The following is a 13,019-nucleotide window of genomic DNA, read 5'->3' on the forward strand; positions in this document are numbered from 1 at the left end:
AGTGAGATAAAAACCCGATACCCTTTGACAGAACTGGAGGATCACCATGCCTTTTCGCGACCAACTGGAGAAGAAAATCACCGCTGACAAACTGACGGCCAGAGTTGCCCGGACCCTTAGGGATACGGACAGCGGCGTCAGCTTCGATCGTGCTGCCATGCGCCAGCTTCTGGTTATGGGGCCCTACCGGTATGTGCATGAACGCGACACGGATCTTTATGTGCAGGAAACCCCTTCGGGCGATGGCCCTATCATCGTGCTTGATAATGGCCTGCCGATCTACGATACGATCATTGAGGATGTACTCCTGCGCAAAAGTCCGACCGTCAAGGAAATGGTCAGTAAAGAAAATCCAGATGAGAAATATCATAAATGAACCCGCGGCACCAAAGGCGCTGGCCGTTGAGCTTCTTCCAATTTACAGACCGATAAAATACTTTCCGATAATAAACAGCGCCGCCGTGGCCATGGACCTCAACCAGACATCTTTCCAGGTGATTTCCGCATCAGGCAGAACTTTCAAAATCATACCGAACAGGAGCGTGATGATGGAATGGGAGAAATTCCTGCAGGCCTGCCAGGTCGAGTGGGATCTGATGGCCGAGAAAACCGAAACCATCATCCAGGCCATGGATGACGATCAGCAAGTGGTGGGAATCGATGGTGTTAGCTGAATCACTGAAAAATAAATACCGGTTACCGATGGACGTTCCATTATTGATCGTAGGCAATGCCGCATCCCAGTACAGCACACCTCTTTTTGCTGTTTTCGGAATCCTGTTCATCATCGCTTTTTTTATTTCACGCATGCTCCGCAACCGATATGATAGGCGCTTTGATGGCGGCAGTTAACCTTTTTTCGTTCCCGGTCCGCCAACCGGGTCAAGTTGAAGAGGAATAAAGCAATGAAACTGTTTGAATGTCAGCAGTGTGCCAGCCCGATCTTTTTTGAGAATACACATTGTGAGAATTGTGGCCTTGAACTGGGCTTCCTGCCTGATCGGCAAGTCCTCAGTGCGCTCGAAAACCGCCAGTCGGCGCTTGTCCCTCTGGCCGCACCGCAATCCCCCTACCGCTTTTGTGACAACCATCAGCACGGAGTGTGCAACTGGTTGGTACCAGAGGAGGCCGGCCAGGGGCTCTGCGTGGCCTGTGTGCTCAATGAAACCATCCCCGATCTGAGCGATTTCCAGCACCGGCTGGCATGGCAAACGGTGGAAACCGCCAAACATCGACTGATTTACAGCCTGATCCGTTTCAATCTGCCTTTCGCGAGCAAAATCGCAGAACCGCAAACCGGTCTGGCTTTCAACTTTCTGGCCGATACCAATCAGAATCCGGATCAACCCGGAATCCTCACCGGTCACGACCGGGGACGGATTACCATCAACATTGCCGAGGCCGAGTCAGACCAGCGGGAAGCGACCCGGATCGAAATGGGCGAGCCATATCGAACCCTGATCGGTCATTTCAGGCATGAGATCGGCCATTACTATTGGGATCGACTGATCAAGCCCGACGCCGAAAAACTCGCGGCCGTACGCGCCATTTTTGGTGATGAGAGCGGCGATTATTCAGCGGCGCTCGAAACATATTACAAAAATGGCCCGGCACCAGCGTGGCAGGACCGGTTCGTCAGTGCATACGCCAGCGCCCACCCATGGGAGGATTGGGCGGAAACCTTGTCCCACTATTTTCACCTCGTCGACACCCTGGAAACCGCCCAGGCATTCGGCATCCGCCTTCAGCCATCCTTGAGAAGTCATCCCGAGCTGTCCATGCAGGCTGATTTCGACCCATACGCACATGCGGATTTCGACGCCATCATCTCGGCCAGCATCCCGCTTGCCCTGGCCGTCAACAGCCTGAACCGCAGCATGGGCCAACCGGACCTTTATCCATTTGTTCTCCCACCGGCGGTTCTGGACAAACTGCGTTTCATCCACCAATTGGTCAAATGGATTGTTTCCGGTTTTCCCCAGCGCCAGACATCAGCGGGCTATTTCGAGTCCCAGGAAGGTGAGTGGGATTCCAATGGCCAGGTGCTGTGGATCGCCGACCGGCTGCAGACCCTGACCGGCACGACCGATACCCGGAAACGCTTCAAGCCTGGTTAAATGGTGCGGACTGGATCATCGCCAAACGTCTGCCGGAAGACGGCCGGACTCCCCACGCAGGGTTGTTGCCCGCGGGTTTCAGCGCCGAGCACCTGGGACCCAACGACCATTATTATTGGGACAACTTCTGGGGACTGGCGGGATTGCAAGCTGCCGCGCATCTCGCACAGATCCATGGTGCATCTGAAAAAGCCGCCGGCTACCGCCGACAGGCCGATCAATACCAACAATCGATCATGAGCAGCATCGAGCGGTTACCGGCCACAACATCCCGGGGCGCCATCCCCGCCTCGCCCCATCGCCGCATGGATGCCGGTGCCATCGGCAGTCTGGTGGCGGACTATACCCTTCAATTACTCCCGGCGGGAGATGCCCGAATCATGCGCACCGTGGCCTGGCTTGAAAAGCACTGTTTCCATTCGGGCGCCTTCTTCCAGGACATGATCCACTCCGGGATCAATGTCTATCTGCCCCTGGCCATCGCCCAGAGTCTGCTGCGTGCCGGTGATCCGGGCTACCGTCCATTGATGGACGCCGTTGCCGGTCTGGCTTCGTCCATCGGCCAATGGCCCGAGGCGATTCATCCAGAATGGACAGCGCTGCATCGAAATCAGCGGCGATCTGCATTGCCTCGTCGATGACTCGCGTCTATAGCTCTTTTCCCCTGATGCAAAGCAAAATTGTTTTGTAGGCCATGTCTCCCCTCTTACATTTCCTCGTCAGTGTCCATCCAGAAACAGGCAAATTTGGCCATTTCTGGATGGACACTCGTTAACACTCAACGCCAACCACCAGCCCCGATTTTATGTAAGTCGCCGGTGATGGCGTGCTGATGGCACATTTATCGATATTTGGCAATTACCCACACGGCATGGACGATGCCAGGGATGTACCCCAGCAGGGTCAAAAGGATATTCAGCCAGAAGTGCTTGCCAAGCCCCACCTGGAAAAAAACACCCAAGGGAGGAAGAAGGATGGAGAACAAAATGCGTATGAGATCCATGGTGTCACCTTTCATCTTTGAAAAAATTTTCTCATCCAAACTGATCGGTTCTTTCTCCAGCACGGCTTCGACAATCTCGGCAAATACCCAGACGCCGATAACGATCAATCCCGCAGCGATGAATACGTTGGTTTCGTATCGCCCAAACACCTTGCCAAATCGCTGGACACAGCCATCGGTCCAGTTTCGATCCGTTGCCGGTAATGGCTTGTCCTGACGCATACCCCCCCATCTTTCTGACGGTTGTGGCGGCATATCCAATAGCGGGATCGTGACGCCAATCCCGCCTTGAGAAAATCGATCAGCGATGCGCTGCTATGAGAATATGGATGTGTTTACCGTATGCAACCTATTTATTCCTCGCTTCATTTTGTTCATATTATCATCACGGTGATTGAGCAAGCGCTGCAACGTAACACCGGGCCTGATCCGACATCCAGCAGGTATCGGGCTTCCGGCCTTTGCCGGGATTACGGGCACATCATGTATTTGCTTGCCGGAACAGCAAATCCGCCGCGAGGCATCGGATTAAATCGATTTGATCTGATTGATCTGACCATCGGATATAAACAGGTGCTATGCGAAGTAGAGCCCGAATGATCAATCTACTTTGTATATCACCTGATGGCGTAACGGCTGGATCGATTCCGCAAAGCGGACCGGAAGCTTTATAGATTTCAAACTAAAATATGTATTTCCAGGTAGTTATAAAAATAATCATTACAAAAATAGGGTCTTCACCCCATTTTCAAACCGCCACCTCAGGCAATACTATCTGGGAAAAGTAAATATTGAACGTAACCCAATTGCCGCCGGTTGGTCGATGGTACCGGGCTGCAATACCCCGATAAGCGAGCGATCACGTTCTTGACTTTTCCAGATGGGAGTATAGGCCAATGAGTGAAAAACATCGCGTGCTCATCGTCGAAGACCATCAGCTGTTTCGTGAAGGCCTGAAAGCCATGCTCAACAGCCGCGGCGATGTCAATATAATTGGTGAAGCAGAAGACGGACTTGAGGCTGTCCAACAAATTCGCAAGGAAAAACCAGAGCTGATTTTACTGGATCTCTCGATGCCCAAAATGGGGGGAATTTCCGTGATGCGTGAAGCCAAACGGACGTTTCCGGATACCCGGATCCTGGCGCTGACCATTCACGAATCCGACCAGTTTGTTCTGGAAGCATTCGATGCCGGTGCCGATGGCTACTGCATTAAGGATGCAAGCCGCAAAGAACTCATGATTACTATTGAAAGAGGTCTGGTTGAACCTGAAACATAATCCGCGTTGGCAGTAAACGTCGCCAATCCGGAAGTGGCCGACCTGTCGATATCAGCGTCCTGATGGTGCTCTGATCCGTCTGGCTTCGGTCAAACAATCCTGGTTATATTGCCTATGGAAGAAAACAGCCCCATTGAAGATCTTGACGTCCTGGATTTCAGCCTGGATACACCTTACTTCAAGGCGCTTTACCATGCGCCGGTACCGGTTACCATTTCCCGCGATGACGGGCAACCGCTGCTGGTGAACCATGCTTTTCAGCAGGCGACAGGATATACACCGGAAATGATTCCCACGATCGATGCGTGGGCAGACCATCAACAGGGCGTCGCGGATAATGTTCAAGAGCGTTTCAACGCCTATTTCGATCGAAGCATCTGTCCCATCGAACATTAGCCATTCTGGAAGCCGATCGGCAGAGCATTTCCAAACAGCTGCACGACCGCCTGGGGGCCAGCCTGGCGGCGATCAAATTCAGCCTTGAAAGCAAAGAGATAAAACGAACACAGGAAAGCGATAAGCTTTACCCATCACTGGAGCCGGAAATTTCGCAGCTATTGGCAGCCATCAAGGAAACCAAACGCATTTCCGCCAGCCTTCGGCCCACGACTCTCGACGAGTTGGGACTGATGGCCACGATGAAGTGGTACCTGCGTCAATTTCAGCGCCTGTGTCCGAATATTATGGTCAATTACTTGGCCACGATCACCGAAGATGCGGTCCCAGAGAAAATGAAAATCATTATCTACCGCATCTTCCAGGAAGGCCTGTCCAATGTCAAGGACCACAGCGATGCCAGCCTTGTGCGCCTGAATCTGGAATTGACTGAGGATGAGAATCAATCCATTTACCTGTCAATCGAGGACAACGGTCGTGGTTTCAACGTTTCAGAAACCCTTTCCCGAAAAGATGCAATGAGCGGATCCGGCCTGACTGCGATGCGTGAGCGGTGTGAGATTTTCGGGGGTGCGTTTCATGTTGACGCGAAATCCGGTCGGGGAACCCGGATTCATATTTTGCTTCCCCTTTTTGATGAATCTATATGAAACCCGTTAATAGGAAAGGAGCCTGTTTTGGCAAAAAAGCTTGAAGTTTACAAATGTGATGCATGTGGAAATATCGTGGAAGTGTTAAACGGTGGTGAAGGTGAGCTGGTTTGCTGTGGTCAGCCCATGCAGCTGCTGACCGAAAATACCGTTGATGCAGCCAAAGAAAAGCATGTCCCCGTAATCGAAAAAATCGAGGGTGGCGTCAAGGTAAAAGTGGGCGATGTCCCCCATCCCATGGAGGAAAAGCACTACATTCAGTGGATTGAATTGATCGCCGATGGCAAGAGTTACATTCAGTTCCTCGAGCCAGGCGCCACCCCCGAGGCGGTCTTTAATGTGAGTGCATCCCAGCTGACCGCCCGCGAGTATTGTAATCTTCACGGTCTTTGGAAAGCAACCGCCTAGCCGATCGGCAAGTCGGTCGAAGCGTCCTTAAAAAAAACGCGGAAAGCGGCTCAGTCAGATGAGCCGCTTTCCAACCCATGGCCGCATTCGGGGATTGGACAGGCATCAATGTTTTTTTAAGATTCAGCACCGTAAGAAAAGGGGTCGCCGTGTTTGTCAAGCCGTTCACCGCAGCGGCAGTGCGCTATTTCGACAAACACAATATGGACGCCGCGCGGCAGTGGATCCGGCAGCCCTGATGCAAAAGTCCCGCGTTGGCCATGGTAAACGGTTGTGGTTCTTAATTGACCGCCGGCGGGGCATCCACACCCTCGGTTACAAAAGGCACCATCAATTGAAACCGGCTGCCCTTCTTGGGCGCACTGGTGATCAACAGGTCTCCACCGATATAGCGAACTCGTCGGCGCAAACTTAAAAGACCGACACCGGCGGACGCCTTGCCGGCGTCGAGGGTGGCGGGATCAAAGCCTTGCCCGTTATCACTGACGCTGACCGCTAAACGCCCGTTGGATTCAAAGACATCGATACTTGCGGTATCCACGCCGGCATGTTTGACAACGTTGAACAAAAACTCCCGGACACCCCGCAGCAGAAATACCTTCAACAATTCGTCGTCCACAGGCCGCACAGATCTTATATCAAGCGAAACGGTCAGACCGAACTGCTTTTGCATTCTTTTTACAATCCACTCCAACCCATCCTGCAGGCCAGGGTTTCATTCATGCGCTGCAGAGCATCCTCGGCATACCGGCGGGCAGTAATGTCATGCACAATGGAATACAACAGTTTCCGGCCGTCGATCTCAATGGGCCCGCTGAATACTTCCACATCCCTGATGAGGCCACTAGCCAGCCGATGCTTGAAAAAAAACTGCCTTTTTTCGCGATCGATGGCCATCTGCATCTGCTGATGGACATCCCCTTTGGTCTTTACATTGATATCCGAGATCAAAAACGCGGTTAACTCGGACAGGGGGTAGCCAATTTTTGGATTTAAACACCGTTACAAACCAACGTTGTCAATGGCGGTTTTACGCGCTATACATGGTCTGAACCGGATCAACCGGATGCATGGTTGATCCCCATCACCCGACCCTTACCGATTTTGGACTTACCCAAGCAGGAAAGGAAGCCGGATGGATCTGTTCCCCCACATTGAAATGGACTGGCAATTGATGCTGAGCCATTTAACGCATCTGATCGTTGCCTATCTGCTGGCGTTTCCCATCGGTTGGGAACGAGAACAGAGCAAAAGGCATTTTGGATTGCGTACCTTTCCGCTCGTGGCCGTGGTTACCTGCGGATTCATGCTCGTCGGGATCGCGGTAATCGACACGACAGGTGGTGAAGCCCGGATTATCCAGGGAATCATCACCGGTATCGGTTTTATCGGCGGCGGCGCAATTGTAAAAGATCAGAACACCGTTTCCGGTGTTTCATCGGCCGCCAGCATCTGGAATACCGGCGCCATCGGCCTGGCCGTGGCGTTCGACCGGTTTGAAATTGCCATACTGCTGGCCATCTTGAATTTTATAACACTTTTTTTCTTTGGCAAGGTCAAGGAAACCGTTCGAGAGGGCGATCCGTCCGCGGATAATGAATAGCCTCAGCTGCAAAGCGGCTTTTTGCCCATCCATAGCAGGCAGATTCAAGTGTCCTTGACATTCAAAAGCGCCAAAACCGTCTGATACCGTTTTTTAAGGTCATTGCGATCATCTTCGGCAGACAGCATTTTCTCACATCCACCGGACACCAGCGACGCCTGACGGTATAGGGCCGCCCGATCTTCCGCTCGTCGGGTTTGAGCGGCAATCGTCGCGATGGTTTCCAGGATATGGATCGAAACGGCGGGAACAGATTGTGCGTTCTGACGAATCATGTTGAAGGCGGCATCGACAATGCTCTCAAAATCAGAAATCTTACGAATGACGCGCAGGCGATTCTGCGCATCAAAAAAGTGGGAACGCGGCGGCCTGCAGTTCGCCAGATGGGCCACGGTATCGCCCAGCCAGTCGATGCAAGTCATGGCCGTGATCGGATCGTTGATACCCGGTGACAGCGCACGCACGGCCACCTCGACCAACTGGCTGATCGCATACTCCACGTCCTGCTCCAGCGTCCGCTCGTACCCCAATATGAATAATTGATTGATTTTACGGGACAATTCTTCGCCCACCCGGTCTCCCGGCCAGACCGTCACCAGACGCGCCCCCCGGGTAATAAAATTTCCCGGGCGATGGTCCAGGTGGATCAACAGATCGTTTTCAACAGCCGTGCGGACCAGCTGGTCCACATCCAGCACCTGGAAATACCCACTGTTTTGTGCATTGACCGGGCAGACCTGATGATCACAGCCATCGGGAATATCGTATTGTCGCCGGACCGGTTCATCCATGCGCTGATTTTCCCCATCCGTGCAATCCGGAAACAGGCGTTTGACTGTATTTTCAAGATCACGGTGAACCCGGGCAATGATGTTCTGGGCCTGAATGGATTCCGAAACATTGTGAATGAAATAGATCATCACCCCTAAACTCAGAAAGGACATCACCATGGATACGGTAACCGACAGACTGGCCAGAAACGGATCGTTGGATGCCGATCGAATCGCATTGAGCACCAGAATGCCGTACATGTAGGTGGCCACAAAAGAGCCCAGCACCATTTGATTGGTGCGGATGTTCATGAAATTTCGGATCAGGCGCGGTCCGAACTGGGAAGAGGCCTGGGACAATACCACGATGGTAATTGAAAAAACCACACCGGCAACTGTAATCATGGAACTGGTGATCGCCGACAGGATCGTACGGGCGCCATCCGGTTCACCGTTAAACAGCCACCACCAGCGGTTGCTTTCCAACTGGAAAAACGCCTTGTCAATGGCAATGGTGACAAAGGCGAAAAGGATGGCGCCAATCGCCATCAATGCGGGTATAAACCAGAAACTGGATCTGACATAATAAAGGGTATTGAGTATCTTGAGCTTCACGATCTTCTCCATCGTGGCCATTCATGGATGGCTAATCGTCTCTTTTGATAAATTCGTATATCTTTTTTTCTCTGGCAGACAATTGTTCGCCTTGGTCGTAAATTTTGTTTAAAAAGCAGTGGTAGAAATCATGCCTCACGCTGTCACGGTTAGCGGTGACAAACCAGCGATTGCGTGTCCAGATGATTGGCGCGGTATCTTTCTGACCCGTTTCGAAGATGCCCACCAGGGCCTCGGATTTGTCGGCGATGATATCGATGGACTCTCCGCCGAGCGTTTCCAGCAGGTTTTCCGCATGGGGGTGAATCACCTGAATATCATAGGTGATGGGCATGGTCCCCATGGATACCATGCGCACGCCCACCCCGCGCGAAACCGCCTCGGCGATACACCCCTCAAGGACCTGCCAGGTATCGGGAAACAGGCGCAGGTATAATTCCTTTTTGACCGATCCGATCATGTCCTTGGCCTTGGCCAACACCTCCTTATCGCCTTTGATCGTAAACAGGTATTCGTACTCGGTTTTTCCCGTTTCCTTGTTCAGGGCCTCTTCGAGGAGCGTCAGATTGGTTTCGAACTGGCCACGCAGGCGTTTTTTCAGTTCTTCAAACGGCAGCGGCACATACTGGCCCTGCTCAATCTCGAACACGATTCCTTTACGCGTCAAGCTTCTGAGAACATCATAAATTCTGGAACGCGCGATGCCCGACAATTTACTCAATTGCGAGCCGTTTGAGGGATGATTCGCCAGCAGCGTCAGGTAGCAGGTGGACTCATATTTGGAAAAGGCGAAATCCCTTAACAGTGCGGAGATATCCATAGCATCCCTTTTTTTCAATTTTTTCGAATCCGTCCGAACGGCGACTTTTTACGCGTTCATCAATTTTATCAGCCGCCGTTTGCCACCAGGAAGGTATTCCAATTGTTTGGCCCCGAAACATTGCGGTTTGGGCATCATTTTCAAGCGGTTTAATCATGATCTTCCATGGTGGTCAACAAGGCAAGTGGAAAGCGGTAATCAGCAAAGATTGACACCTGAATAAAGGTGATGATATTATTGTTGCTACAAAGATAGCAACATAAATAAGCGTCAGAAATGACACGTTATCGTCAAAACCCAAAGACAGCAAAGGGGGTAATCGTGTTGAAAAATACAATCCAGCTTTACAATGCACCTGTATTCGGCTTTTCCAACAAAACCGATGAATCCGTTATGGCAATGGAAAAAAACAGCGGCGCCCACCACTACAGGCGGCTCAATGTCGTCGTCCGGCAGGCCAAGGGCAGCTGGATTACGGACGTCAATGGTAAAAAATACCTGGATTGTCTTGCCGCTTATTCGGCAGCCAACCTGGGCCACCATCATCCCAGAGTCGTCAACGCCATGGTCAAGGCGCTATCGGGCGGTTATGGTTCCGTAATCTCCAATGTGGTCTATACGGACCCCCTGGCACTGTTTCTGTCCAAGGTGGCAACGTTTGCCCCCCAATTGGCCCCGCGGTTCGGAAGTCATGGCAACAAGGTCCTGCCCAAAAACGGTGGTGTGGAATCCGTGGAAACCGCTATCAAAATGGCGCGTTACTACGGTTGGAAATCCAAGGGGATTGCCGACGGCAAACAGGAGATTATCGTTTTCGATCGGAATTTCCATGGCCGCATGATCAGCGTGGTCTCCTTCTCCACGGTTCTCAAGTACAAACAGGGGTTCGGTCCGCTGACCCCGGGGTTCGTGTCGGTACCATTCGGCGATGTGGATGCGGTTGAAAAAGCGATCACCCCCAATACTTGCGGGATTCTGGTCGAGCCGTTGCAAGGTGAAGGCGGGATGGTGATTCCACCGAAGGGTTTCCTGAAGGGGTTGAGGGAACTCTCTGACCGTCACGACCTTTTGTTGATGGTCGATGAGATCCAGGTGGGATTAGGCCGAACAGGAAAAAACTTTTGTTTTGAGCACGAAGGGGTTGTGCCGGACGGGCTGATTTTAGGAAAAGCCCTATCCGGTGGATTGGTGCCCTTGTCGGTGTTCGTTACCAATGCCAAGTTGATGGATATGGCCTTTCAAATCGGGTCAGACGGATCGACCTTTGGTGGATATCCGCTGGCCTGTGTGGCCGGCATCGAGGCCCTTAACGTACTGCAGGAGGAACGCTTGGCCGAGTCCGCGGCCAGACAGGGTAAAAAGCTCAAAGCCAGACTCCTAAAAATGGCCGAGGGCAGTCCGCACATCAAAGAAGTCCGTGGCAAGGGACTTTTTATCGGCATCGAAGTCAACAACGGCAAAGCCATGGCGTACTGCCGGCAGTTGCTTGATTTAGGGCTGATCATCAATGACAGCCACGGGCACACGATCCGTGTTTCCCCGCCCCTGAATATCAGTGATGACGAAATCGATTTTCTGGCGGCCCAGATGGAAAAAGTGATGAAGTAAGCTATAACTCCTCGGCTGCCACGGCGATCTGCGTGAACATGCCCTTGGACACCCGTTTTTCGATTCCATCGGCAACCGAAAAGACCTCGGATTCGGCCACTTTGATCTTTTTTCCATTGTTGACCACCGCAGATCGGCAGATGATCAGCGGGCCGATAGCGGGTTTGAAATAGTTGATTTTAAATTCTATTGTCAGAATACGGAATTTGTCTGATACCGTCGTAAACGATGCATATCCGGATGTATGGTCCGCCATGGTGGCAATCACGCCGGCATGCACGAATCCGTCCTGCTGTCGGTGTTGATCAAGGACGTTCAGGCTGGTTTCGAAGATACCATACTCCGCACGGGTGACTTCAAAACCGCAAAACGCAGGAAAACCCTGCAAAAAATCTTTCTTCAGATACTCAAACCAATCCGATGACATAACGATCCTCCAGCTGGAAACCAGATCCCCGCTGACAAAAAAGTCCGGATTCTGCCCATAAGTGCCGGGCCGGTAATCCAAAAGTTCTCAAACGGCCCTCATGCGTCGGCAACCCATTTGGCATGGCAAAGCCGGACGCTTTGATCAATGTTTTCCCGGGGCATCAGCAGTGAAATCCGAAACGAGGTAGTCGTGACGCCGGCAATCACAATCCCCTGCTGCTTTAACAGGCCAAGCGCCGCTAACAACGTGGTATTGTCGCGATTCAGTCCCTCGCCGATCAATGACAGCGCACTCAAATGGGTATCGAATCGAACACGATCACCCAAGTGTTGGTCGATCTTTGCTTTTATTTCATTCCAGCCGTATATGTTGGGCGACGATACAATAAAAGAGGCCCGTGACGGGTTGGAATCATCCGCGGCCGTGGTCAAATGCACTTCTTTGATGGGCACCTGCTCGCCCTCGAGAAAATCGGAAACCCAGGAAAAATCAGACAGGGCGGTTTTCCCCTTGATCCGCAGACGGGTGATCTCTTTTTCACTGACCACAGCCTGAACCCCCACCACCCGGCCCGGCGCGATTTTCCTCACAATGGTTTCCTTGCGTCTGTCAAACGTACTGCCGGCATAGATGGCAATCTTTTTCTCTTTGGCAAACTGCACCGCCTGGGCGTTGAGAACTTTTGCACCCGCCGCACTCATCTCCTGCATCACCGGATACGATACTTCCGGCAGATGCCGTGCATCGGCCACAACCGACGGATCAGCGGAATAGACCCCATCGACGTCCGAGTAGATTTCACACCGCTCGGCATCAAGGGCGGCCGCCAGGGCCACGGCCGTGGTATCGGAACCGCCGCGCCCCAAGGTGGTGATATCTCTTTTGTAGCTGACGCCCTGAAAGCCGCCGACCACGACGACCTTTCCATCGGCCAGTTCATCCTGAACCCTGAACGGCCGGACTTCGATCACCTGCGCATCGTTGTGCCGATGGTTGGTAATGATGCCGCACTGTGATCCTGTGAGTGACACGGATTCAACCCCCATCTGATGCAACGCCATGCAAAGCAGGGACATGGTGATGCGCTCACCGGTGCTGAGGAGCATGTCCATTTCTCTTCTGGGTGGTTTGGGGGATATGCTGCGGGCCATGCCGACCAGCTGGTTGGTGGTTTTGCCCATTGCGGACACCACCACCGCCACATCCATGCCCTGCCGTTTGACCCTGGCAATCATTTCAGCGACCTTCGTGATCTTGTCCACGTCGGCCAGGCTGCTGCCTCCATATTTCTGCACGATACAGGTCATTGATGGATTCCC

General features: G+C 52.5%; 19 protein-coding genes. 12 read left to right on the forward strand and 7 right to left on the reverse strand.

From position 1 onward, the window contains the following. The first annotated feature begins 46 nt into the window (after positions 1 to 46). The 4 genes from Dvar_RS27655 (at position 47) to Dvar_RS27670 (ending at position 2,758) form a co-directional block, all read left to right on the forward strand. Positions 47 to 376: a hypothetical protein gene (locus tag Dvar_RS27655; RefSeq protein WP_419656370.1), complete on the forward strand. Its 330-nt coding sequence runs from the start codon at positions 47 to 49 to the stop codon at positions 374 to 376. Next, positions 357 to 674, forward strand: coding sequence for a hypothetical protein (locus tag Dvar_RS27660; protein ID WP_419656371.1), 318 nt, complete (start codon positions 357 to 359; stop codon positions 672 to 674). The genes Dvar_RS27655 and Dvar_RS27660 overlap by 20 nt, the downstream gene beginning before the upstream one ends. A gap of 231 nt (positions 675 to 905) precedes the next feature. Further along, positions 906 to 2,117: a zinc-binding metallopeptidase family protein gene (locus Dvar_RS27665; RefSeq protein ID WP_419656372.1), complete on the forward strand. Its 1,212-nt coding sequence runs from the start codon at positions 906 to 908 to the stop codon at positions 2,115 to 2,117. After that, positions 2,048 to 2,758: a hypothetical protein gene (locus Dvar_RS27670; RefSeq protein WP_419656373.1), complete on the forward strand. Its 711-nt coding sequence runs from the start codon at positions 2,048 to 2,050 to the stop codon at positions 2,756 to 2,758. The genes Dvar_RS27665 and Dvar_RS27670 overlap by 70 nt, the downstream gene beginning before the upstream one ends. A 200-nt stretch (positions 2,759 to 2,958) precedes the next feature. Here Dvar_RS27670 and Dvar_RS27675 read toward each other — a convergent pair whose 3' ends face one another. After that, positions 2,959 to 3,120, reverse strand: coding sequence for a YqaE/Pmp3 family membrane protein (locus tag Dvar_RS27675; RefSeq protein WP_419664167.1), 162 nt, complete (start codon positions 3,118 to 3,120; stop codon positions 2,959 to 2,961). A gap of 342 nt (positions 3,121 to 3,462) precedes the next feature. Here Dvar_RS27675 and Dvar_RS27680 point away from each other — a divergent pair, with 342 nt between their 5' ends. The 6 genes from Dvar_RS27680 (at position 3,463) to Dvar_RS27705 (ending at position 6,093) form a co-directional block, all read left to right on the forward strand. Continuing rightward, positions 3,463 to 3,720, forward strand: coding sequence for a hypothetical protein (locus Dvar_RS27680; RefSeq protein ID WP_419656374.1), 258 nt, complete (start codon positions 3,463 to 3,465; stop codon positions 3,718 to 3,720). Positions 3,721 to 4,016: 296 nt separating this feature from the next. Beyond that, on the forward strand, positions 4,017 to 4,400 hold the full coding sequence (locus Dvar_RS27685) for a response regulator (RefSeq protein WP_419656375.1): 384 nt from the start codon (positions 4,017 to 4,019) through the stop codon (positions 4,398 to 4,400). 114 nt (positions 4,401 to 4,514) lie between these two features. Then, positions 4,515 to 4,796: a hypothetical protein gene (locus tag Dvar_RS27690; RefSeq protein ID WP_419656376.1), complete on the forward strand. Its 282-nt coding sequence runs from the start codon at positions 4,515 to 4,517 to the stop codon at positions 4,794 to 4,796. Positions 4,797 to 4,957: 161 nt separating this feature from the next. Beyond that, positions 4,958 to 5,446, forward strand: a complete 489-nt coding sequence (locus Dvar_RS27695) for a sensor histidine kinase (protein WP_419656377.1) — start codon at positions 4,958 to 4,960, stop codon at positions 5,444 to 5,446. Positions 5,447 to 5,473: 27 nt separating this feature from the next. Beyond that, the gene (locus tag Dvar_RS27700; RefSeq protein WP_419656378.1) at positions 5,474 to 5,854 is read left to right on the forward strand and encodes a desulfoferrodoxin; all 381 of its coding nucleotides are present in this window, start codon (positions 5,474 to 5,476) and stop codon (positions 5,852 to 5,854) included. 77 nt (positions 5,855 to 5,931) lie between these two features. Beyond that, positions 5,932 to 6,093, forward strand: a complete 162-nt coding sequence (locus Dvar_RS27705) for an STAS/SEC14 domain-containing protein (protein WP_419656379.1) — start codon at positions 5,932 to 5,934, stop codon at positions 6,091 to 6,093. A 41-nt stretch (positions 6,094 to 6,134) separates the two neighbouring features. Here the strand turns inward: Dvar_RS27705 and Dvar_RS27710 are convergent, their stop codons facing one another. Then, complete coding sequence (locus Dvar_RS27710; RefSeq protein ID WP_419656380.1) at positions 6,135 to 6,527, reverse strand: sensor histidine kinase; 393 nt, start codon at positions 6,525 to 6,527, stop codon at positions 6,135 to 6,137. A 5-nt stretch (positions 6,528 to 6,532) separates the two neighbouring features. Next, positions 6,533 to 6,805, reverse strand: coding sequence for a PAS domain S-box protein (locus Dvar_RS27715; RefSeq protein WP_419656381.1), 273 nt, complete (start codon positions 6,803 to 6,805; stop codon positions 6,533 to 6,535). A gap of 184 nt (positions 6,806 to 6,989) precedes the next feature. On the opposite strand from Dvar_RS27715, the gene Dvar_RS27720 reads away from it, so the two are divergent. Continuing rightward, the gene (locus Dvar_RS27720) at positions 6,990 to 7,457 is read left to right on the forward strand and encodes an MgtC/SapB family protein (RefSeq protein WP_419656382.1); all 468 of its coding nucleotides are present in this window, start codon (positions 6,990 to 6,992) and stop codon (positions 7,455 to 7,457) included. Positions 7,458 to 7,501: 44 nt separating this feature from the next. Here Dvar_RS27720 and Dvar_RS27725 read toward each other — a convergent pair whose 3' ends face one another. Together Dvar_RS27725 and Dvar_RS27730 are read right to left on the reverse strand one after the other, a co-directional pair. After that, positions 7,502 to 8,842, reverse strand: coding sequence for a DUF2254 domain-containing protein (locus tag Dvar_RS27725; RefSeq protein WP_419656383.1), 1,341 nt, complete (start codon positions 8,840 to 8,842; stop codon positions 7,502 to 7,504). A 31-nt stretch (positions 8,843 to 8,873) separates the two neighbouring features. Then, entirely contained in the window at positions 8,874 to 9,662 is a 789-nt protein-coding gene (locus Dvar_RS27730) for a TrmB family transcriptional regulator (protein WP_419656384.1), read from the reverse strand. Positions 9,663 to 9,983: 321 nt separating this feature from the next. Between Dvar_RS27730 and Dvar_RS27735 the strand changes: the two genes are divergently transcribed. Then, complete coding sequence (locus Dvar_RS27735) at positions 9,984 to 11,270, forward strand: aspartate aminotransferase family protein (RefSeq protein WP_419656385.1); 1,287 nt, start codon at positions 9,984 to 9,986, stop codon at positions 11,268 to 11,270. A gap of 1 nt (position 11,271) precedes the next feature. On the opposite strand, the gene Dvar_RS27740 is transcribed toward Dvar_RS27735, so the two are convergent. Together Dvar_RS27740 and Dvar_RS27745 are read right to left on the reverse strand one after the other, a co-directional pair. Continuing rightward, positions 11,272 to 11,697: a PaaI family thioesterase gene (locus Dvar_RS27740; RefSeq protein WP_419656386.1), complete on the reverse strand. Its 426-nt coding sequence runs from the start codon at positions 11,695 to 11,697 to the stop codon at positions 11,272 to 11,274. Between the two features lie 98 nt (positions 11,698 to 11,795). Next, the gene (locus Dvar_RS27745; RefSeq protein WP_419656387.1) at positions 11,796 to 13,007 is read right to left on the reverse strand and encodes an aspartate kinase; all 1,212 of its coding nucleotides are present in this window, start codon (positions 13,005 to 13,007) and stop codon (positions 11,796 to 11,798) included. Positions 13,008 to 13,019 lie beyond the last annotated feature (12 nt).

It is taken from the genome of Desulfosarcina variabilis str. Montpellier, assembly GCF_048565275.1.
GTDB classification, from domain to species: Bacteria; Desulfobacterota; Desulfobacteria; order Desulfobacterales; family Desulfosarcinaceae; genus Desulfosarcina; species Desulfosarcina variabilis.